This is a genomic window from Labrys sp. LIt4 (genome assembly GCF_017813775.1).
GTDB lineage: Bacteria > Pseudomonadota > Alphaproteobacteria > Rhizobiales > Labraceae > Labrys > Labrys okinawensis_A.
This window is the reverse complement of the sequence record NZ_JAGIPY010000005.1, coordinates 1-20,238: the sequence shown is the minus strand read 5'-3', so window position 1 is coordinate 20,238 and position 20,238 is coordinate 1. Positions and strand designations below refer to the sequence as shown.

The following is a 20,238-nucleotide window of genomic DNA, read 5'->3' as shown; positions in this document are numbered from 1 at the left end:
GAACAGGGCCGGGGGCGTGGCGGGCCTTCGGCCCGGCTCTGCTCGGTTTGGCGCTGGGACTCGAACTGGTATTCGGCCAGGCGGCGGCGTCGATGCTGATTGCTCTTCCAGACCGGCTCGGCCTGCCTGAATCGCTGATCTATCTCATCCTGGTCCCGGGACTTTCTCGCCTTCTTGCGTGCTTGCCGTTGCTTTGGCCACTCTGGGCCGTTTCAACCAAGCGCCTGCACGATCTGGGCTATTCGGGCTGGTGGCTGTTGCCCGTGCCCTTCGCTCCGAGTTCGGTTCTATGGTTCTGGGTGACGGCCTTGCTCGCAGTGCGGGACGGTGTAGCCGGCCCGAACCGTTATGGACCCGCCCTCGAGGCGAGCACCGATGAACAAATGTTGGAACTCTTCTCCTGACACTGCGGACTACAGCCGGCGAGGCGGCACGCCGCATGCACAGTTGACGCCTCGGCCATCGGTTGCAATGGTGGCGCGGGTACCGGAAATTGGACTGATGTCGATGCGCAGCGCGGGATCGTGGTTCGCGGCGTTCTTCCTGGCGGGCGCGGTCTTCGCCATGCCCGCTTTGGCGCAGGCCCAGACGCCTCCCGCGGTCGGGAGCGAGACACCTCTCAGCGGCGGCCCGCTGGGCGAAACCGTCGGGCCTGCCGAGGCGGCTGACTTCATCATCCGGCGGCCCAGTGCCGTGCACCCCTATTATTTCGCCCGCGTCGTCGATGTGCTGTGGGCGCGCGGCGACAGGCGCCAGGCGGCATTCTGGTATTATTTGTTCCAATCGCGCTCACGCGCCTGGGCTGAAACAGAACCGAAACTGAACGATCTGCGCGGCGCGCTGAACGACAGTATGGGGCCGGCCATCAATTCCTGGGCTGCCAGTGACCTCGATGCCTGGCAGGAAATCGGAGCTCGGGCCATCTCCTACGAAAAGAAAATACCGCTCTATGCTGGCAGGCCGGAGGGCCTGTCGGCTTCCCAATGGACCGAGGCTGTCAGCGAATGGCGTAAAAAATACCAGGACGGCTTCATTTCTGTATTTCCGAAGACGGTCGAGGAGCGCCGGCAATACGCAGCCAAGCGCCGCCAGAGAGGTCTTTATGTCGGGCCGCTGCTCGAACCCGGCAAGCCCTTGCCGGATGACTGGCGCTGAGGGCGGGGCGTAATGGGCAATCTGCTTTCCTTCAAGGGCCGCATCGGTCGGCACGCCTATCTTCTCGTCACGGTGCCGCTCGCCTTCATCTATCTGGTCTGGGTCGCGTGGTGGCTGTTCGCGGCGACGAATTTGCCGGACGAGGGACCGGCTCGCGTTTTCCGCATGAGCGCGATCGGCTGGTTCATCTGCGCCTGGCCCTATCTTGCTGCCGGCTTCAAGCGTTGTCATGATCGCGGCAAATCGGGCCTGTGGTATGTCGGCTGGACGGCGGGCTGCCTTGCCTTCTGGGCCGCCGCGATCTTCGTGCAGTCCTGGCTGGTCTGGCTGGGCCATCTCATCGCACTGTGGACGCTGATCGAGATGGGCTTCATCAGGGGCGTGCCGGGTCCCAACCGCTTCGGGCCTCCTGCTGACGAATGACCTTCGGAGCATAGATCCTCGCGATCCGACGGAATCACCGTCGAGCAGTCGTGGCGTCGCCTCGCTCCCACCTCGAGTTGCAGACCGTTGGCGCAGTATCGTTCCGAGTGTATCCTGGCCAGAGGAACGCCAGCCGTGACGAATGCACCATGGCACAAGCCGGTTCAAATGAAGGCGGTATGACCATCGGGCGGATGTTGCTCAGCCCGAAAGGGCGTATTCCTCGCTTCGACGCCTTGTTCGCCTATGTTTGCCTGTGCGCGATGTTTGCGGCCGCTGCCTTCGTCTGGGGAGGATGGGTATTCGCCTATTATCGCCATGATCCGGCGGCGGCGTTGCGGCTGCTGCCGTGGGTGCCGCTCGGCGGGCTCGGCCTGATGATGGGCTGGATGAGCTTCTGCATCCTGGCCAAGCGCTGCCATGACCGTGACCATTCAGCTTGGTTCCTGCTGGTGGGACTGATCCCAATCGCCAACCTCTGGCTGCTGGTCGACCTGTTTTTCTGGCGCGGCACCCGAGCCGCCAATCGCTTCGGTCCTGAGCCGGAGGGCATGGCCAGCCAATGGCGGGCAGCCAACGAGGATCTTTGAAGGCAAGCCGACGATCAAGGCCCAGAAACGCCGGCGAGTTTCCCGCCCATGAATTGGAATGCCGAGGTAAGGTGAAGATCATCGCTTTGATTGCGACAGTTTCCTGAATTGTAAAATGTCATGACTTCAAACGGACAGCTCGCCGTTCTTCTGTCACGCTGGAAACAAGTCTCTCATTCGTCGGGATCGATGCCTTGTTTTCAATTGTCCCCACTGATAGGCCGACAAACATTGAAACCGCTAGAGCAAAGCGCGTTCAAGCGTGAACGCTTATTTGCTCTAACTCATTGTTCTGACGCGTCTTTGCGATTCTAGGTGACTCCGTCTAGTCGCAAAACGCTATAGAGCTTAAGATCAAAGGGGTTGAGCAGATGAATGAACCGACACTTGTGGAGAAATTGTTCAGTTTCCAGGGCCGGCTGCGTCGCAGCAGCTACTGGATCTATCATCTCCTGCAATGGATCGCCTTGTGCGTCATCGTGGGAATCCTCTACGGCTTGGCACTGACCATGACGCCTGACAGTCCGCTCATCTACCTGCTGGGCGTGATCGGTGTCGTGCTCTATGTCGGCTTTGTGTGGTCCGGGCTTTCCATCGGCGTTCGCCGCTGCCATGACCGCAACAGGAGCGGTTGGTTCCTGCTCGCCAGCCTCATTCCCATCGTCGGCGCCATCTGGGTTTTCATCGAACTCGGTTTCCTGGATGGCACCCAGGGCCCCAACCAATATGGTCCCTCGCCCAAGGGGATCGGCGGCAATGAAGTCGCAGGTGTCTTTTCCTGAACGAGAAGGGGGCCGAGCCGGCTCGGCCCCCGAAGCACCATATCGGACAGCCGAGACCGGTTTTCAGCAGAGACCACGCCACGAGCTTGTTTTCAATGGCACCTGGCATAGGTCTACGCCGCTGCGTTCAGACCAGGTTCCAGGCCAGGTAGAGCGCTGCGAAGGCGATAATCCACAACGCGGCATTGCCCCAGCGATTGCGGCGGGCTTCGGCCCTGCCGATCGCCTCGATGCTCTCGGGCTTGAGGGCAAAGCCCTTTTCCGCCGCCTCGTTGAGACGTTCGGCAAGGGTCTCGGCCCGATTGAGCAGGCTCGGCAGCAAGGTGAATGATTTCCCGGCCTCCCGCGTCTGCTGCCCCAGATCGCTGAGCTTGCCCAGTGGGCCGAGATTGCGCTCGATCCAGTCGCGCACCACCGGATCGGCCGTCGTCCACATGTCGAGCTTGGGATTGAGCCGCCGGGCGACGCCTTCCACCACCACCATGGTCTTCTGCAGCAGGATCAGTTCGGGCCGGGTCTTCATGTCGAAGAGTTCGGTGATCTCGAACAGCAGCGTCAGGAGCTTGGCCATCGAGATCTCGTCGGCCCGCTTCTGATGAATCGGTTCGCCGATGGCACGGATCGCCTGGGCGAAATCGTCAATCGAGTGGCTCGAGGGCACATAGCCCGCTTCGAAATGCACCTCTGCCACCCGCCGGTAGTTTCGGGTGATGAAGCCGTGCAGGATTTCGGCGAGGAAGCGGCGCTCCTTCAGGCCGGCCCGGCCCATGATGCCGAAATCCACGGCCACGAGCTGGCCGGAGGCATCGATCATCAGATTGCCCTGATGCATGTCGGCGTGGAAGAAGCCGTCGCGTATGGCATGGCGCAGGAAGGACTGGATGATGATGCGGGCGAGATCGACGAGATCGAAGCCGGCCGCCTTCAACCTGTCGATGTCGGAGAGGGGGATGCCCTCGATCCATTCCAGCGTCAGCACGGAGCGGGCGGTGCGGTTCCAGTCCGGCGCGGGGATACGGAAATCGGGATCGTCGGCGATGTTTTCCGCCATTTCCGACAGAGCAGCTGCCTCCAGGCGCGAATCCATCTCGAAGGCGACGGTGCGCGCCAGCATGTCGACCGTCTCGACCGGCTTGAGGCGCTTGGAACGCGGATCGAGCCGCTCGATGGTGCGCGCGGCGAAATAGAAGGTGGAGAGGTCGGAGCGGAAACGCCGGTCGACGCCCGGGCGCAGTACCTTCACCGCCACTTCGCGCTCGCCGTCGGCGTCGCGGATGACGCCCTTGTGCACCTGTGCCACCGAGGCGGCGGCGACAGGCTCGGAAAGCTCGGCGAAGAACTGGTGCAGCGGGCCGCCCAGGGCCCTCTCGATTTCCGTGATGGCGGTGGCCTGCGGGAAGGGCGGCATGCGGTCCTGCAGCTCCTCCAGGTCGCGCGCCACGGCAAAGCCGACGACATCCGGCCTGGTCGCCAGGAACTGGCCGAGCTTCACCCAGCTCGGACCGAGTTTCACCAGGGCGGCGGCCAGGCCCTTGCCGCCGCTGACATTGCGTTTTTCGACCAGCCGGCCGAGGCGCACCACCAGCCTTGCCGGCGCCGGCAAATCATGGACGTCGACGAGGCCGAGCGCGCCTTCGCGGGCCAGCGTCCAGCCCGCGCGCATGAGACGAAAAGGGTCGAGGAAAGAAGCCAAGGGTACCAGCCGAATGAATTCGCGGGGAGGTCGATAGCACGCGCGGGCGCGTTGGCAAACCTTCCCGGGACTGCCGCCTTCAGCCGGCTCCCGGAAACGTTGTGCCTGCCGAGGAGGAATAGTCGGCTGGAAGCCGGCCGTCCCGGGAGAAACCCTTCGTCCGCAACCGCCCAGACCCCTCCGCCTCTTGCACATCGTCTCGCGAGAGTTCTATCTGCACTCTGATCCAATGATATCGAGTTCAGGAAGCTTCCGTGACCATTCGCTACCACCGCGGCGATCTGCCCGACCTGTCCCGCTACACCACCAGCGCCGCCATCGATACCGAGACCATGGGCCTCAACCCCCATCGTGACCGGCTCTGCGTGGTGCAGCTTTCGCCGGGGGATGGTACTGCCGATGTGGTGCAGATCGCCCAGGGGCAGAAGAGCGCCCCCAATCTCGAGCAGTTGCTGGCCAATCCATCGGTCACCAAGATCTTCCATTTCGCCCGCTTCGACATTGCCGCGCTGCAGAATGCCTTCGGCGTGGCGACGAAGCCGGTCTATTGCACCAAGATCGCTTCCCGGCTCACCCGCACCTACACCGACCGCCACGGGCTCAAGGACCTGGTGCGCGAACTGCTCGGCATCGACCTCTCCAAGCAGCAGCAATCCTCCGACTGGGGTGCGGACACGCTCACCGACGCCCAGCTCGCCTATGCCGCATCGGATGTGCTCTATCTGCACGAGCTCAAGGCCAAGCTCGACGTCACCCTGGCGCGGGAGGGACGCTCAGAAATGGCGCGCGCCTGTTTCGACTTTCTGCCGACGCGGGCGCTGCTCGACCTCAATGGCTGGCCCGAGACCGATATCTTCGCCCATAGCTGAGACCGGGGCCTCATGCCTCGCTCCATATTCGTGCCCGTCCGGAAGCCCGGCGGGTGACGGCGGCGTGACGCGTTCCCCTCGGCACATTCCCCCTGGGGCGGAAATCTGCTATGAGAGCGCACCTGTTGCGATTTTCACCCAAAGTTCAGGAATTGCAGGCAGGGATGGACGGCGCCGCCGGCGCCGGGTTGACGTCTCCACTTCGCATCGCAATATGATGGTCGGTGGCGATGGTTTCCCGCCGCCAGCAGCGTTTGGAAGGTATTCGTTTGGCCGATATCATGGATGCGCGGGTCAAGATCCCCCAACCCGCCATGCCTTCGCGTGAAAGCGCTTTCAAAGCTGCCCGCGCTCACAGCAGGCTGGTGCGTTTCCTGAAGTTTGCCGTGCCCGCCACAGCGGTTGCCGGAGCGGGTATTTTTGTGTTTCTGGCGGTGTTCAACCCCTTTGCCCCGCAGCCGGTCATCGTGCCCGATCCCGTCAAGCCGTCCGGCGAGGGGATTCTGGCGGTCGAAAGGCCCCATCTGACCGGCTCCAACAACCGCGGGCAGAAATACGACGTTACCGCCACCGGCGGCACGCAGAAGGTCAACGTGCCCGGCGTGGTCAGCCTGACCGGGCTGAAGGCGGTGATCACCGCACCCGACCAGAGCGATGCCACGCTGAGCGCCGAAGCCGGCACCTTCGACACGGTCGGCCAGCTTCTCGATCTCAAGGGCGATGTGCGTGTTCGCTCCACCAAGGGCTATGACGCTACCTTGAAGAGCGCCAGCATCGACCTCAAGGCCAGCACGGTCACCAGCAAGGAGCCGGTCACCGTCAATCTCACTTCCGGTACGATTTCCGGCAATGGCCTGAGCATCGTGCAGGGTGGTGCGAAAATCCTGTTCAAGGACGGCGTCAGCGCCAGCTTCAAGGTGCCCTACAAGCCGGATGCGGAAGAGGGGGGTGACGGCTCCGAAACGCCCGCTTCGCCGCCCGATGATACGCCGGCTCCCAATGCCGCTCCCCCCAATCCAGCCAATCCAGCGCAGGGAAATCCTACCCAATGACGATGAAAATCCGCCGCCTGGTGCCTCTCGCGGTGCTGCCGCTCGCCCTGGCTCTGACGGCTGCCGATGCCGGCGCCGCCCCGAAGAAGGCGGCCAGCCCGTTCCAGGGTTTCTCCTCCGACAGCGGCAAACCCGTCGACGTCAAGTCGGATTCACTCGAAGTGCATCAGGACGAGCAAAAGGCGGTGTTCACCGGCAATGTGGTGGCGACGCAGGGTGACTCCACCCTGCGCACCAACGAACTGACCGTGTTCTACGAGAATGTCGACAACAACGCCAACGGCGCCGCCAAGGATGGCAAGGCCAAGGACGCCAAGGCGGCTGATGCCAAACCTGCTGATCCGAAGGCCGCCGACGCCAAGCCTGCCGATGCCAAGCCTGCCGATGGCCAGCCGGCGGGCGATGCCAAGACGACCGAAGCCAAGCCTGCCGACACCAAGCCTGCCGACACCAGCAAGGCGCCCGCCTCCGGTTCGGGCACGCCGGCCAGTTCCATCAAGAAGCTGGTTGCCCGCGGCAATGTCGTCGTCACCTCCAAGGACCAGAAGGCGACCGGCAACAATGGCGTGATGGACATGGCTACCAATATCGCCACGCTGAGCGGTGGCGAGGTGGTGATGATCCAGGGCCCGAACGTGCTGAAGGGCACCAAGCTGACCGTCAACCTCAAGACCGGCATCGCAAAGGTCGAGGGTGGCGGCGGCGGCGTATCCGGCGTCTTCACCCAGGGCAGCCAGAAGAAAAGCAATTGAGGAAACAGGCCCGTGATGATGCGACCCAGCCCGACGTCTCGTCGCCTCGCTCCGGCGCTGTTGCTGCCGCTGGCGCTGCTCGTTTCATCACTGGCCTTGCCGGCCGGCGCGCAGGAGAAGAAGCCGTCCACGCCGTTCCAGGGCTTCTCCTCCGATAATGACAAGCCGGTAAACATCAAGGCCGATCAACTCGAAACCCATCAGGACGAGCAGAAGGCGATCTTCACCGGCAATGTGGTGGCGACCCAGGGCGAATCGACACTTACCGCCGAGGAATTGACCGTCTTCTACGAAGCCGCCTCGCCGCCAGGCAAGCAGCCCGCCGATGCCGCCGGCGCCAGCCCGACTCAGCCGGCGACCCCCTCGGCAGCACAGCAGGCGAGCCCCTCGGCGGCGCTGCCGGCCGATGCCTCCTCGACCGCTGAAGCCGCCGGCGCCGATGCGCCGCCGGAACCGGCGGAGAACAAGGTCAAGAAGCTGGTGGCCAAGGGCAATGTCGTCGTCACCGCCCCCGACCAGAAGGCGACCGGCGATGACGGCATCCTCGACATGGAGACCAACATCGCCACGCTGACGGGCCAGGAAGTGGTGATGAGCCAGGGCTGCAACGTGCTGCGCGGCAAGAAGCTGGTGGTCAACACCCAGACCGGCCGTGCCACCGTCACCGGCGGCACCACCGGCCATTTCGTCTCGGGCGACCAGAAGTGTTGATCCACGGACGTGCCGTCGCCAGAGCGGAACGCTATAGCGTTTTGCGATTAGATGCAGTCACCAAGAATCGCAAAGACGCATCGAAACAAAGAGCTAGAGCAAACAAGCGTTCACGCCTGAACGTGCTTTGCTCTGGGGCAGCATGTTTTTGCCCGATGAACGAGATATTCACCGGCAGGCGGCAAAGCTGTCATCGGACACCGGGATGCGCGATGCATGCCGGTTTTCGGCAGGACGGCGTGATAACAGGAAAACGCGGCATCGGGCCCGATGCCGCAGGAAGAGTGCGGGCCAGGCATGAGCGAGATGGTGCAATACGCGGCTGACGGCGATGAAGCAGGGCCGGCCGTCAGTGTCGAGGGCACGCTCTCGGTGGTGTCGATTGCCAAGACCTATGGCAAGCGCACGGTCGTGAGCGACGTCAGCCTCGAGGTTCGTCGCGGCGAGGCTGTCGGCCTGCTTGGTCCGAATGGCGCCGGCAAGACCACGGTCTTCTACATGATCACCGGCCTGGTGCCGCCGGACCATGGCCGCATCGAACTCGACGGCCATGACGTCACGACACTGCCGATGTATCGGCGCGCCCGGCTTGGCATCGGCTATCTGCCGCAGGAGGCCTCGATCTTCCGCGGCCTGAACGTCGAGGAGAATATCCGCGCCGTTCTCGAAATCGTCGAGCCGAACAAGGCCGAGCGCGAGCGCCAGCTCGACGAACTGCTCGAGGAGTTCAAGATCGGCCGCCTGCGCAAGACGGCCTCCATCGCGCTCTCGGGCGGCGAACGCCGGCGCGTGGAAATCGCGCGCGCTTTGGCTGGCCGTCCGTCCTTCATGCTGCTGGACGAGCCTTTCGCCGGCATCGATCCGATCGCGGTCGGCGACATCCAGACCCTGGTGCGCCATCTGACCAATCGCGGCATCGGCGTGCTGATCACCGACCACAATGTGCGCGAGACCCTGGCCCTGATCGACCGGGCCTACATCATCCATTCGGGCCATGTACTGACGCAGGGCACGCCGCAGGAGATCATCGACAATCCCGAAGCCCGCCGGCTCTATCTGGGCAGCGAATTCAGGATGTGAGGGGGCTGTGGATCACCCCTCATCCCCCTGCCGGGACCTTCTCCGCAAGGGGAGAAGGGGAGCAATGGTCTAAGGCCGTTCGACGTTGGGCAGCGCGAAAGCGATACGCAATCCGAACAAGGTGCCTTCTCCCCTTGCGGGAGAAGGTGGCGGCAGCCGGATGAGGGGTGTTCCGCGTCCCGCCAGGATTCCCATCGCCCTGATTCTCCTCTAGGTTCGACAGGCCAACCCGGAACGTCGATTTGCTCGCCTATGTCCTGCGCCGCCTCGCGCTGATCGTGCCGACCTTATTCGGCATCATGCTGATCTCCTTTGCCATCATCCAGATCGTGCCCGGCGGTCCGGTGGAGCGCATGGTGTCGATGCTGTCGGGCAATGCCGGGGGCGGGGGCGATATCGGCGGGCCGGCGCCGAGCTTCAATGCCGGCGCCTCGCAATATCGCGGTTCCCAGGGGCTCGATCCCGCCTTCATCGCCAGCCTGCGCAAGCAATATGGCTTCGACAAGCCGGTCTACGAGCAGTTCTGGCTGATGATCAAGAACTACGCCACCTTCAACTTCGGCCAGAGCTATTTCCGCGATACGCCCGTCACCACGCTGATTGCCGAGAAATTGCCGGTCTCGATCTCCATCGGCCTGTGGGTGATGCTGCTCTCCTATGCGATCTCGATACCGCTGGGCATCCGCAAGGCCATCAAGGACGGCTCCTTCTTCGATGGCTGGACCAGCGCGGTCATCATCGTCGGCTACGCCATCCCCGGCTTCACCCTCGGCATCCTGCTGATCACCCTGTTCGCCGGCAGCGCCTTCTGGCAGATCTTTCCCAACGGCCGGCTGGTTTCCGACAATTGGAACGAATTGTCGCTGTGGGGCAAGATCGCCGACTATGCCTGGCACATGACGCTGCCGCTGATCGCCATGGGAGTCTCGGCCTTCGCCACGCTGACGATGATGACCAAGAACGCCTTCCTCGACGAGATCCGCAAGCAATATGTGCTGACGGCGCGCATGAAGGGCCTGTCGCCGCGCCGGGTGCTCTACGGCCATGTCTTCCGCAACGCCATGCTGATCGTGATCGCGAGCTTTCCCGCCGCCTTCATCTCGGCGCTGTTCACCGGATCGCTGCTGATCGAGCAGACCTTCGAGCTCAATGGCCTGGGCCGGCTGAACTATGAATCGGTCGTCAACCGCGACTATCCCGTGGTGCTGGCCTCCATCTATATCCTGGCGCTGGTGGCTCTCGTCATCAACCTGGCCACCGACCTGATCTATATGTTCGTCGATCCGCGCATCGACTTCGAAGCGCGAGAGGTTTGAGATGGAGGCTGCCATCCAAACCAGGCGGGATTGGCTGAAACTGTCGCCTCTCAACCGGCGGCGCCTCAACAATTTCAAGGCCAACCGGCGTGGCTACTGGTCGTTCTGGCTCTTTCTCGCCCTCTTTATCCTGTCGCTGTTCGCCGAATTCATCGCCAACGAGAAGCCTCTGCTGATCATCGACAAAGGACAGGTCTTTACGCCGGTCTTCGTCGATTATGACGAGACCGATCTCGGCGGAGACCTGCCGGGACCGGCGAATTTCCGCGATCCCTATCTGGTCAAGCTGCTGGCCGATCGCGGTGCCTTCGTGCTCTGGGCCCCCATTCGCTATGGTCCGCAGACCATCAATAAAAATCCGCCGGCCGGCGGCGTGCCCTCGCCGCCAACCTGGGCGCTGGGCGACGACCAGTGCCGCGAGGCCGCCCAGGCTGTCGGCGGGACGATCTGCCGCGACATCGAATGGAACTGGCTGGGCACCGACGATACCGGCCGCGACGTACTGGCGCGCATCATCTACGGCACCCGGATTTCCCTGCTCTTCGGCCTGATCCTCACCTTCTTTTCCTCGCTCATCGGCGTGGCGGCCGGCGCGGTGCAGGGCTATTTCGGCGGTTGGGTCGACCTGATCTTCCAGCGCGCCATCGAGATCTGGACCAGCATTCCCTCGCTGTATCTGCTCATCATCATCTCGGCGGTGCTGGCGCCGGGCTTTTGGGTACTGCTCGGCATCCTCCTGCTGTTTTCCTGGATGGCGCTGGTGGCGGTGGTCCGTGCCGAGTTCCTGCGCGCCCGCAATCTCGAATATGTGCGGGCGGCCAAGGCGCTCGGGCTGTCCGACACCACCATCATGATCAAGCATCTGCTGCCGAACGCGACGGTAGCGACGCTGACCATGCTGCCCTTCATTCTCTCGGGCGCGATCTCGACCCTGACGGCGCTGGACTATCTCGGTCTTGGCCTGCCTCCCGGCACGGCCTCGCTCGGCGAGCTGCTCAAGCAGGCGCAGGCCAGGCCCAATGCCTATTGGCTCACCATCTCCGGCTTCACGGTGACGGCGTTGCTGCTGTCGCTGCTGATCCTGGTGGGGGAAGCCGTGCGTGATGCGCTCGACCCGCGCAAGACCTTCGGCTGACCGGGCAGGAAATCGCCGGGAGAATTGCAGGCGGCGATTGCAGGATGTGGAACGATCGGCTAGAAGGGCAATCGACGCACCCATAGCTCAGCTGGATAGAGTGTTGCCCTCCGAAGGCAAAGGTCGCACGTTCGAATCGTGCTGGGTGCGCCATTTCTCCCTTTTGCGATGATCTGCAGCCGCTCGAGATGGCCCCGGGCGGCAAGGCTTGTCGGTTGCAGGCGATGGGATGAACCGTTGGTTCAGTCCGGGTTCATGGCGGTAAAGACCGCATCGTAGCGGCCATCCCGTTCGGCCCAGCGGCGAGCGCGGTCACGTTCGACCAGCACCTCGCCTCGGGGATGGTCGCCCCGGTCGAGCAATCGCATCACCTCGGTGACATAGCTGTCGATGGGCATCGCGCGGGGATCGAAGGCCTGCTGGCGGCCGGTGAGTTCGGTCTGCACGTAGGGCGGTGCCAGTTCGAGCACCTCGACGGGCACCTTGCGAAGCTGGTGTCGCAGAGACTGCAGCCAGGAATGCAGGAACGCCTTGCTGGCGCAATAGGCCGGAAAGTCGGCGCGGGGCACGAAGGCAAGATTGGAGCTGGTGGCCATGATCGTCGCATCCGCCTGTCCCTTCAGGATAGGCAGGAGCGCGGCCGTCACCCGCAATACGCCCAGGATGTTGGTCTCCACGATCGCCTCGGCATCGCCGACATCCCAGCCGTCCGCCGCCATGTCCTCCGCCCGTGAGATGCCGGCATTGGCGACCAGCATGTTGAGGTCGGGATAATGCCTGCGAACCTCGTTTGCGAGGTGCGACAGGGAAGCGGGATCGGTGAGGTCGAGCGGCAGCCCCGCCATGCCGGGCCGGCTTGCCGTGATCCGGTCAAGCAGGTCTTGGCGCCGCCCCGTCACGATGACGCGGTTGCCGCGCTGGTGGAAGGCTTCGGCGAGCGCGCGGCCGATGCCGCTGGTGCCGCCGGCGATGAGGATGGTGTTGCCGGTCATCTTCATGGGTGTTGCGTCTCCGTTGAACCGAGGGCACGGAAACGCCGCCGCTGCGCCCGAGGCAGCGGACCGCCCGCATTCCCAGCCGGGCAGCAGGCATCACGGCGGCGGCGAGCCGCGCCGGGATGGCAGCCCCAGAGGAAGACGGAAACGCGGAGCAGGCAGATGGCATGACCGTGGCGCCCTGTTGAATCGAGATCTCCCTGCTGGGACCCTCTCGACGAAGGACGCGTTGGATGACGGTAACGCCTACGGCAGCGTCATGACTGGTCGCTGCACGCATTTCCTAATATGGCGGGACCACCACCGTCAAGGAGGCCGTGCAAGCCTCAGCCCTCTGGGCCAACTCAAGGCCGATCTCGCGCTCAAAGCAGGAACGATGCGGTGCCGATAATGTGCGGCGCCTATTCGGTATCGACACTCCGATGCCTGCCTAAGCGGTAACCTGTCAAATCAGCGGTATGTACATATTTGCGATAAGAACTATCAATATGTATAAGCTGTTTTAACTGAATCAATTATCGGATTACCGATGCTGCGTCCCAAGTTCATTGTGCTGCTCCAGGGACCGGTAGGGCCCTTTTTTTCCGAGCTTGCGCAATCGCTCCTGGCGCGCGGCGACAGAGTTCTCAAGATCAATTTCAATCTTGGAGACCGCCTCTATTCGCGGCGGATTCCGTTCGTGATGTTTTCCGACAGCCTGACGGCCTGGCGGGGCTGGTTCTCGCAATTCCTGCTTGGTCAGAAGCCGGACAAGGTCATCCTGTTCGGCGATCAGCGCCCCTATCACCAGGTTGCGGTCGCCCTGTGCCGAGAGCTCGGCGTCGATGTCTGGTGCCTGGAAGAAGGTTATCTGCGGCCCGATTATGTGACGGCCGAACGGGAGGGCAACAATGCCGCTTCCCTGCTGCCGCGGGTGCTGTCGGCCTATGACCGCAATAAAGTGGCCTCTGTCGAGGCGCCGGTGACGATCCCGGCCACGAGCTTCAAGCCCATGGCATGGTGGGCTTTCAAATATTATCTGGCGATGTCGGCAGGCAGTGTGGTGTTCCGGCAATATTCCCACCACCGCGAGCGCTCCTTGCTTGGAGAGGCGGTACTCTGGAGCCGCAATGCCGTTCGCAAATACACCGATCGCTGGAACAATGCGAAGAAGATCATCGACCTCGTCGACAATTTCGACCGTAAATATTTTGTCGCGGCCCTCCAGGTGCATGATGACCTGCAATTGCGGGTCCATGGCGCCGGCTGGACCATGGAGCGCATGATCGAGGCCACGATCCGCTCCTTTGCCAAGCACGCGCCGCCGGGCACCCGCCTTGCCTTCAAGGCCCATCCGCTCGACCGCGGGCACCGGCCTTATCATCGCTTCGTGGCACAGCTCGCCAGGCTGGCGGGGGTGGCGGACCGGGTTTCCTTGATCGATGACGGACCGACGGGACTGCTGATCCGGCATGCCCGTGGCATGATCACGGTCAACAGCACCACGGGCATTCTGGCGCTGCAGCGTAATTGTCCCGTATTCGTGCTGGGAAATGCCCATTATGCCATTGACGGCCTTGTCGCCCATGGCGACGAGGACAAGCTCAAGCAATTCTGGAGCGCTCCCTTCCTTCCCAATGCGGCGGCGAGGGACGCCTTCATCAGTCACATGGTGACGGAGACGCAGATCAACGGCTCCTATTATCTGAGCCGTTACTTTGATCTGACCATCCGCAACCTGATCGGCCGCATCGACGACAATGTGGTGGAACTGCCGAAAAAAGCCCCTGTACGCGTGCCGAAATCGGCTTGAAATCACTCTGCAGGACTTTTGCGACAATCCTTGAGCGGTGTTCCGAGGCGGCGGCAATGGATTCGCCCCCTACCTGTCTATTGCCGGCAACACAATGAGCGGCAGCGCTTGACTGAGCGAGCTTGAAAAGGCCCTCGTCGATCGGCCTGCGCTGGCCATGCAGCTCACACGAAGTTCGAAGCAATCGCACTTTGCTCCAAAAGATCGACCTATCGAACCGGGCCCTTCACGAGTCGGCCTTTTCAAAGCCTTGGCATGCTCCAGCAAACAAAAACGGGGGCAAACCTGCCCCCGTTTGATGCAATGAGATCTGATACAGCAGCGGCGGTTCAGAACTTGTAGTTCACACCGAGACGCACGGCGTGGAAGTCCGGCGAGGCCTTGGAGTGGAGGGTACCGGCACCGCGCACCGTGTAGCTGCCGAAATTCACATACTGATATTCGACGCGGCCCGAGAGATTGTCGGTGAAGGCATATTCGAGACCGGCGCCAGCCGTCCAGCCGACCTTGGTGTTGCTGTCGCTGAACGACGCGCCGTTGTAGCTGAGCTTGTAGTCGATGTTGCCATAGGCCAGACCGCCGGTGGCGTAGATCAGGAAGCGGTCATAGGCATAACCGATGCGCGGGCGCAGGGTGCCGTACCACTTGATGTCCGAGCGAGCGCGGCCAGGTTCGCCGGCGACCACACCATGCACGGTGTCCTTGATCTGGGCGCCCTGGAAGTCGGTTTCGATACCGACCACGATGTTGTCGAACTGATAGTTATAGCCCGCCTGCAAGCCGCCAAGGAAACCCTTGGCCGTCAGCTTGCCGAGATCGCCGAGGAAAGCGGGATCGTGGATGCCGACCGTATCGCGACCGCCGAAAGCATAGCCGACGTTCGCACCGGCGTAGAAGCCCGTCCAGGAGAACGGAACGACAACCGGTGCCACAGGCTCGACGGGCGCAGGCGCAAGATCGGCAGCGATGGCTGCCGTCGACGTGAGCAGGAGAGCAATAGCTGCTGCAGAGATTCTCATATGCGTTACTCCTAAAGGTGAAGACACCATGCCAGCTTTCTAAACACGAGTCTGTAGCTTTGATGCAACAGTTGGTGAGGAAATAACGTCCTTAGATCAATGGGTGCCCCAAGGTGCGGGGCCGATCTGAGTTTCATAAGGTAAGATGATTTGTCTGTAATCTCAAAGGAGTTTTATGGAAAGGCGATTTTATGTAGTAGAAAATTGTATCTCAAGTGGAAAAATTTCGTTGGGGCAGGCGGTATGATGCGGTGGCCCGCCTCAGACGGGCCTCGTGCTGGCTAAGTTGTTTTTCGGGGTCGCGTGAGCGGAGGAATTTTCAGGGCCGAAATGATCCCGTACGACATCGAGCGCTTGCCGCACATGGTCCCGCCAGGAGGGAAGGGCGACACGGGTGCTGAGCTCGAAACGGTCCGAGGCCAGTGCCGTAACGGCACCCATCCATTGCGGCAAGTCGATCGGATCGACCAGGCTGATGCCGTGATGGCCGGCGAGTTCGGCCACTTCGCGGTGAGCGGGAATATCGGAGGCGATGACCGGCACGCCGAGGGCATTGGCTTCCAGGATCGGCAGTCCGAAACCCTCCACCAGCGAGGGCTGTACCAGGCCATGCGCGCCAGCGATCAGAGAGGCGACGGCCGGGTCGCTGAGATCGGCCACTTCCACGACATGGCGGGCCAGCGGTGCGGCATGGGTCAATAGATCCAGGACCTGATCGACCTTCCAGCCTCGGCGTCCCACCAGGACCAGGCGCGGGCAGGCAGCGCCGAGCTTCTCGGCAAGGCGGCGCCAGAGCAGGAGAAGCAGAGCGTGATTCTTGCGCGCTTCGATCGTGCCGAGACAGACGAAATACGGAATTGGCGATGGCGGCGGCCGCAAGGCGTCACGTGTCAGGAATTCGTTCTCGACGGCCAGTGGGACGACCACGATGGGCGGCGCGGCGGGCCGGAGCTCGCCCCGCGGGGCGACGGTCGCCAGCCAGGCGGCGAAACGGTCGCGCGAATAGGCCGAGTTGGCGATGATCAGATCGGCATGCTGCAGCAAAGAGAGCATGCGGCGGTGGTGCTTGGCAGCCTCGCCTTCGCGGCAGAATTCCGGAAAATCCACGGGAATGAGATCATGCAGCATCGCGACGATGCGCGCGCCGCGCCGCCTCATTTCCTGGATCTTGAGAGTGTTTTCCAAGCCTGAGTGTGAGGTATTGAGATACACCGATCCGCGCAGGCTCAAGGGCAGATCCCGAGTGCCGAAGACCTGCCGCATGCCGGTGAACGCCACCCGGGCGGCGGAAGGTTCCGCCCGATCGGTTTCAGCAAGGCGCCGGCAGCCGCGCTCGGAGGGCCATGCCGGCATGGCGAGATAATCGGCCAACTCGGTGTAGATGCGATCCTTTTCGACGTCCAAGCCCTGGCCGGCCGAATAGGCCGCAGACGGCAGAAGCCTGTCGACGCGCCGCAGGCCGTTGAAGCCGGGCATCTTGGCCACGAAGGTGACCTCACCGGCGAGATCGGGCAGAAGCCGGATATAAGCGGCATCGACCCGGTCGATGCCGGTGGGCGTGGTGCGAATGAGCCGGCGCAGGTGCCGCGATACGTCAAAGAGGAACTGCATTGCGGGGCCACCAACGTATGATTCGGCGCAAAGGGTTGGTCCGGCCGGCGGGAGTCTGGCGCGCCGCACTCAGCCAGGCCACCGCGTCTTCGGCTTCCATCGGCAGTCCCCGAACGGGGTGCAGATAGGTCGGATAGAGAATGAGGGCGGCGGCCACCAATTCGTCGAGCGAGCGCCGGCGCCTGCGACGGGATATGGCGACGCGGTCGGTCGTCAGGCCCCAGCCCGCAAAGAAGGGCGCTCCGTGGCAGATCACGGGCCTGTTCCGCAGCAAAGCCTCGAATCCGGTCAGCGAGGTGCGTACATGGACCTCGTCGGCAAAGTCGATCCAGGCCGCCGCATCGCCCGACACGGCCAGATGATCGGCCAGGGCGCCGGCCGCCTTGCGATCGCTCAGGCCCGGCCGTTTGCCGGCCACCAGATCGGGGTGCTCCTTGAAGACGATGAAGGCATCGGGGCATTCGTGGCGGACGGCCTGGAGAAATTCGAGGTTGCTGGCCTGGCTGGGAAGGCCGAGCCTGAGGGATTGATCGCCCGGTACCTGGCCGACCACCAGCACGCGCCGCCGGCCCCGCGCCTGCCGATGGATCGCGTCGGGCACATCGCTGCTCAGATTATACTTGGTTAGGCCGGCTTGCAGGATCGCCTGGCGCAGACGGGCGGCGCGCTCGGTGAGTTCGGCGGGAAACGTGCCGGTCTCCAGCAGGGTTTCGAGGTCGCTGGCGGCGGTGGCGTCATAATAGATGCCGCTGGCGTCGAAACACAGGGAGATCGGCACGGTGCCGGGAAAGCCCAGGCCGACCGATCTGAGGAAGCCGTCCTCGACCGTAATCGCCGAGGCTCCGCCGATGGAGAAGGGCGGTAGGCCCCAGCTGAGCTGGCGTACCTTGCCGGTCGCGGTGGCGCTGAAGCGAAGCGTGCCGCCCGGGGCCGCGCAATAGCGCCTAAGTATCGGCCGTTTATGCCGTTTGATGGCCACTGCCTCGGTCTCTCCGCGCCAGCGCCCGGCATGGGCGCGCCAGCCTTGCAGCCTGGCGATCGCCTGTTCCGGGCCGACGGCGCGGCCCGTGATCGGATCGGCGTAGAGCGGATAGCGGATCAGGGCGGCGTCGACGAGATCGACCACGTCCAGTGCAGGCCCGATCCGCGCCTGGCGGCGGCGGGCCAAGGCTTCGCGGGCAGCGGTCAATACCGGCTGGTCCTCGCTCAGCCCCCACCCTGCATAGAAGGGCACGCCATAGCACCGCACCGGCAGACCGCGCAGAAGGGCGTCGAAGCCGAGCTGGCTCGACACGGTCCAGACCTCGTCGACCTCGTCGAGCACGGCATGGGGCGAAACGGCATCGTCGAGCCTGCGCAGATGGGCGGCGGCCGCCAGACCCGTGAAACTGCCCTGGGCTCGGCCCGCCATCACATCCGGATGCGAGCGGATGATGATCTGGGCGCTCGGGATGGCAAGGGCGTCGGCCAGCATGGCGGCGAAGCTCGTCCTGTCGGCGCACGCGCCGGCAATCGACATGTCGCCCGCGACCTGCTCCACCAGCAGAATGCGCCGGTTTCCGCGCGGCCCGAGTTCCGGCGTTCTATCGGGAAGATGGTTATATTTGGTCAGCCGCCGATGCACGATCTCTTCGCGCAGAGCGGTGGCGCGCGGCCGCGACTCGCTAAAATCTCCCCGCGCCAATTCGTGTTCGAGCCGCGATGGCGTACGGGCGTCGTAATAGACGCCGAGGTCATCCATCACCACTGAAACGGCCGCGGCCCCGCTCTTGCCCAGGCCGACCGAGCGCAAGAATCCGTCTTCCAGCGTAAAAAAGGGGCGGGCCAGCCTGGCGGCCGCATGCCTTGCCCAGCGGGCCGGCAGCTTGCGGCCCCAGCCGGCGACGGCGTCCACCCTTGCTCCTGCCCGCTCCAGCGCCACCAGCCGATAGTCCGGCAATAGCTCGCCCAGATCCGGAAAGCGCAGCAGGGTGACCAGAGGCAGGCCGATAACGCTACTGGGGCGCGGCAACCAGGACCGATCCATCAGCATGACCCCGGTAACGGAGAGGCGGGGCCGGCGCACAATGCGCCAGGGATGCGCATGATGGACGGCGGGTGCGAGGAGGGGGGCAGGCGCGCGCGCATCAGGTGGCCCCTGACCTGGATCGGGGCCTCGATCCCCAAGATATGGCCGGGTGCTGTTCTAAGCGGAATGGCGCGAGACGGGCTTGCGAAAGCGGCGACAGCAAAGAAGGGGTCTCTACTGCTAAAGGAGTAATCTCCCTATCTCCAGCAGGCGTCGAATCCTTGCAGTTCTCAGTCGAGTTTTCCTTCAGGCGAGTTCGGGCGGAATTCTCACCGATGATTGTCAGTATATTGTAAGAATGCCTTTTTCTTTTCTTGATGGAAGTGGAAAAAATCGGGTTAAGAATTAAGGAAAGTTTCACGCAGGGGAATCTAATATGTAGATTCCGTGACAGGATGGCTGCCATGGCGAGCGCAATTTCTGTTGCATTATCACGGAAAGTTTGCAAATTGGCGCAGGCTGCCCTGCAGCCTCCTTCGGTTGGCACTGCCAGAGCCCTCCGCCAATCCCTATGGCTCCTACTTACCTTTCGGGAGACCGAAACGGAAGTGGAAATATGGGGTAATGGGGAGCGAGGAGTGTGAGTAAGCCCGAGCGTAACAAGTCTCCAAGGCGGGCTGGATGGAAGGCGAATCGGGTCCGAAGTTGTGATGTTCATTTCATCGGCATCGGTACGAAAAGTTCGAAGGAAGCTGATGTTTGGGCAAATGTTACCTCTTTCCGAACAGAGATCTTTACCACGAAAAGCATCAAAGCTTGTTCCGGTCCGTCAGTGATGGGAAAAAGAATGGTGCCGTTGAAAAGCGAGTGATGTCGAAGTGCTGCGTATTCCAATCATTCTCCTGATCACCGCCGGCCTTGCGGCTTGTTCCAGCCTGCCGAATGCGGGTCCCACGGCCAAAACCATTCTGAGCCGTCAGCAGAATGGCGGTGCGCAGGGGCGTGCTGTCGCCAGCCCCTATTCCATCTTCGACGTCAACGCCGAAACGGTCGCCGTGCTGTCGCGGCATCGGCCGACCGGTTTCCTCGGCAGTTTCGCGGCAGGCGGCCCGCCCTCGAGCGGCACGCTGGGCGTGGGTGACATGGTATCGGTCTCGATCTTCGAGGCCAGCTCGGGGGGCCTGTTCGGCACCGCCGACGCCACCGGCAGCGCCGGCAGCAAGAGCGTGCAGTTGCCGCCCCAGCAGATCGATCG

Annotated in this window: 18 protein-coding genes, 1 tRNA gene and 1 pseudogene; 15 read left to right on the top strand and 5 right to left on the bottom strand. The window is 63.0% G+C overall.

The window, feature by feature from the left end; translation table 11 throughout:
- Nucleotides 1-47: 47 nt before the first annotated feature.
- From J8I29_RS10830 to J8I29_RS10810, 5 genes are all read left to right on the top strand, one after another.
- Nucleotides 48-404: a DUF805 domain-containing protein gene (locus tag J8I29_RS10830; protein ID WP_209431651.1), complete on the top strand. Its 357-nt coding sequence runs from the start codon at nucleotides 48-50 to the stop codon at nucleotides 402-404.
- Between the two features lie 97 nt (nucleotides 405-501).
- Nucleotides 502-1,155, top strand: a complete 654-nt coding sequence (locus tag J8I29_RS10825; RefSeq protein ID WP_209431650.1) for a hypothetical protein — start codon at nucleotides 502-504, stop codon at nucleotides 1,153-1,155.
- A gap of 12 nt (nucleotides 1,156-1,167) precedes the next feature.
- Nucleotides 1,168-1,578, top strand: a complete 411-nt coding sequence (locus J8I29_RS10820) for a DUF805 domain-containing protein (RefSeq protein ID WP_105860708.1) — start codon at nucleotides 1,168-1,170, stop codon at nucleotides 1,576-1,578.
- 179 nt (nucleotides 1,579-1,757) lie between these two features.
- Nucleotides 1,758-2,168, top strand: coding sequence for a DUF805 domain-containing protein (locus tag J8I29_RS10815; RefSeq protein ID WP_209431649.1), 411 nt, complete (start codon nucleotides 1,758-1,760; stop codon nucleotides 2,166-2,168).
- Nucleotides 2,169-2,539: 371 nt separating this feature from the next.
- Complete coding sequence (locus J8I29_RS10810) at nucleotides 2,540-2,950, top strand: DUF805 domain-containing protein (RefSeq protein ID WP_209431648.1); 411 nt, start codon at nucleotides 2,540-2,542, stop codon at nucleotides 2,948-2,950.
- Nucleotides 2,951-3,077: 127 nt separating this feature from the next.
- Here the strand turns inward: J8I29_RS10810 and ubiB are convergent, their stop codons facing one another.
- Entirely contained in the window at nucleotides 3,078-4,613 is a 1,536-nt protein-coding gene (gene ubiB / locus J8I29_RS10805; RefSeq protein ID WP_209431647.1) for a 2-polyprenylphenol 6-hydroxylase, read from the bottom strand.
- Nucleotides 4,614-4,897: 284 nt separating this feature from the next.
- On the opposite strand from ubiB, the gene J8I29_RS10800 reads away from it, so the two are divergent.
- From J8I29_RS10800 to J8I29_RS10765, 8 genes are all read left to right on the top strand, one after another.
- The gene (locus tag J8I29_RS10800; RefSeq protein ID WP_105860705.1) at nucleotides 4,898-5,512 is read left to right on the top strand and encodes a ribonuclease D; all 615 of its coding nucleotides are present in this window, start codon (nucleotides 4,898-4,900) and stop codon (nucleotides 5,510-5,512) included.
- A gap of 269 nt (nucleotides 5,513-5,781) precedes the next feature.
- Nucleotides 5,782-6,564, top strand: coding sequence for an LPS export ABC transporter periplasmic protein LptC (lptC, locus tag J8I29_RS10795; RefSeq protein WP_209431646.1), 783 nt, complete (start codon nucleotides 5,782-5,784; stop codon nucleotides 6,562-6,564).
- Nucleotides 6,561-7,316 carry an LptA/OstA family protein gene (locus J8I29_RS10790; RefSeq protein ID WP_209431645.1) on the top strand — a complete coding sequence of 252 codons (756 nt, stop codon included), beginning with the start codon at nucleotides 6,561-6,563 and terminating at the stop codon, nucleotides 7,314-7,316. The genes lptC and J8I29_RS10790 overlap by 4 nt, the downstream gene beginning before the upstream one ends.
- Nucleotides 7,317-7,331: 15 nt before the next feature.
- Entirely contained in the window at nucleotides 7,332-8,027 is a 696-nt protein-coding gene (locus J8I29_RS10785) for an LptA/OstA family protein (RefSeq protein ID WP_105860702.1), read from the top strand.
- Nucleotides 8,028-8,333: 306 nt separating this feature from the next.
- On the top strand, nucleotides 8,334-9,107 hold the full coding sequence (gene lptB, locus J8I29_RS10780; protein ID WP_245196914.1) for an LPS export ABC transporter ATP-binding protein: 774 nt from the start codon (nucleotides 8,334-8,336) through the stop codon (nucleotides 9,105-9,107).
- Nucleotides 9,108-9,349: 242 nt separating this feature from the next.
- Entirely contained in the window at nucleotides 9,350-10,423 is a 1,074-nt protein-coding gene (gene yejB, locus J8I29_RS10775; protein WP_105860700.1) for a microcin C ABC transporter permease YejB, read from the top strand.
- Nucleotide 10,424: 1 nt separating this feature from the next.
- On the top strand, nucleotides 10,425-11,558 hold the full coding sequence (locus tag J8I29_RS10770; RefSeq protein WP_209431644.1) for an ABC transporter permease: 1,134 nt from the start codon (nucleotides 10,425-10,427) through the stop codon (nucleotides 11,556-11,558).
- A 76-nt stretch (nucleotides 11,559-11,634) separates the two neighbouring features.
- A tRNA-Arg gene (locus J8I29_RS10765) sits at nucleotides 11,635-11,711 on the top strand.
- Between the two features lie 89 nt (nucleotides 11,712-11,800).
- On the opposite strand, the gene J8I29_RS10760 is transcribed toward J8I29_RS10765, so the two are convergent.
- A complete protein-coding gene (locus J8I29_RS10760; protein ID WP_209431643.1) occupies nucleotides 11,801-12,556 on the bottom strand; it encodes an SDR family NAD(P)-dependent oxidoreductase in 756 nt (251 codons plus the stop codon).
- A 526-nt stretch (nucleotides 12,557-13,082) separates the two neighbouring features.
- Between J8I29_RS10760 and J8I29_RS10755 the strand changes: the two genes are divergently transcribed.
- Nucleotides 13,083-14,345 (top strand): capsular biosynthesis protein, encoded by a 1,263-nt coding sequence (locus J8I29_RS10755; protein WP_209431642.1) that lies wholly within the window; start codon nucleotides 13,083-13,085, stop codon nucleotides 14,343-14,345.
- Nucleotides 14,346-14,674: 329 nt separating this feature from the next.
- Here J8I29_RS10755 and J8I29_RS10750 read toward each other — a convergent pair whose 3' ends face one another.
- The 3 genes from J8I29_RS10750 to J8I29_RS10740 form a co-directional block, all read right to left on the bottom strand.
- The gene (locus J8I29_RS10750) at nucleotides 14,675-15,364 is read right to left on the bottom strand and encodes an outer membrane protein (protein ID WP_105860696.1); all 690 of its coding nucleotides are present in this window, start codon (nucleotides 15,362-15,364) and stop codon (nucleotides 14,675-14,677) included.
- Nucleotides 15,365-15,625: 261 nt separating this feature from the next.
- On the bottom strand, nucleotides 15,626-16,975 hold the full coding sequence (locus J8I29_RS10745) for a glycosyltransferase family 1 protein (RefSeq protein WP_209431641.1): 1,350 nt from the start codon (nucleotides 16,973-16,975) through the stop codon (nucleotides 15,626-15,628).
- Complete coding sequence (locus J8I29_RS10740) at nucleotides 16,959-18,986, bottom strand: capsular polysaccharide biosynthesis protein (protein WP_209431640.1); 2,028 nt, start codon at nucleotides 18,984-18,986, stop codon at nucleotides 16,959-16,961. Before J8I29_RS10740 ends, J8I29_RS10745 begins: the two co-directional genes overlap by 17 nt.
- 875 nt (nucleotides 18,987-19,861) lie before the next feature.
- Here J8I29_RS10740 and J8I29_RS10735 point away from each other — a divergent pair.
- Nucleotides 19,862-20,238, top strand: a pseudogene (locus J8I29_RS10735) (sugar transporter); the annotation flags it as partial.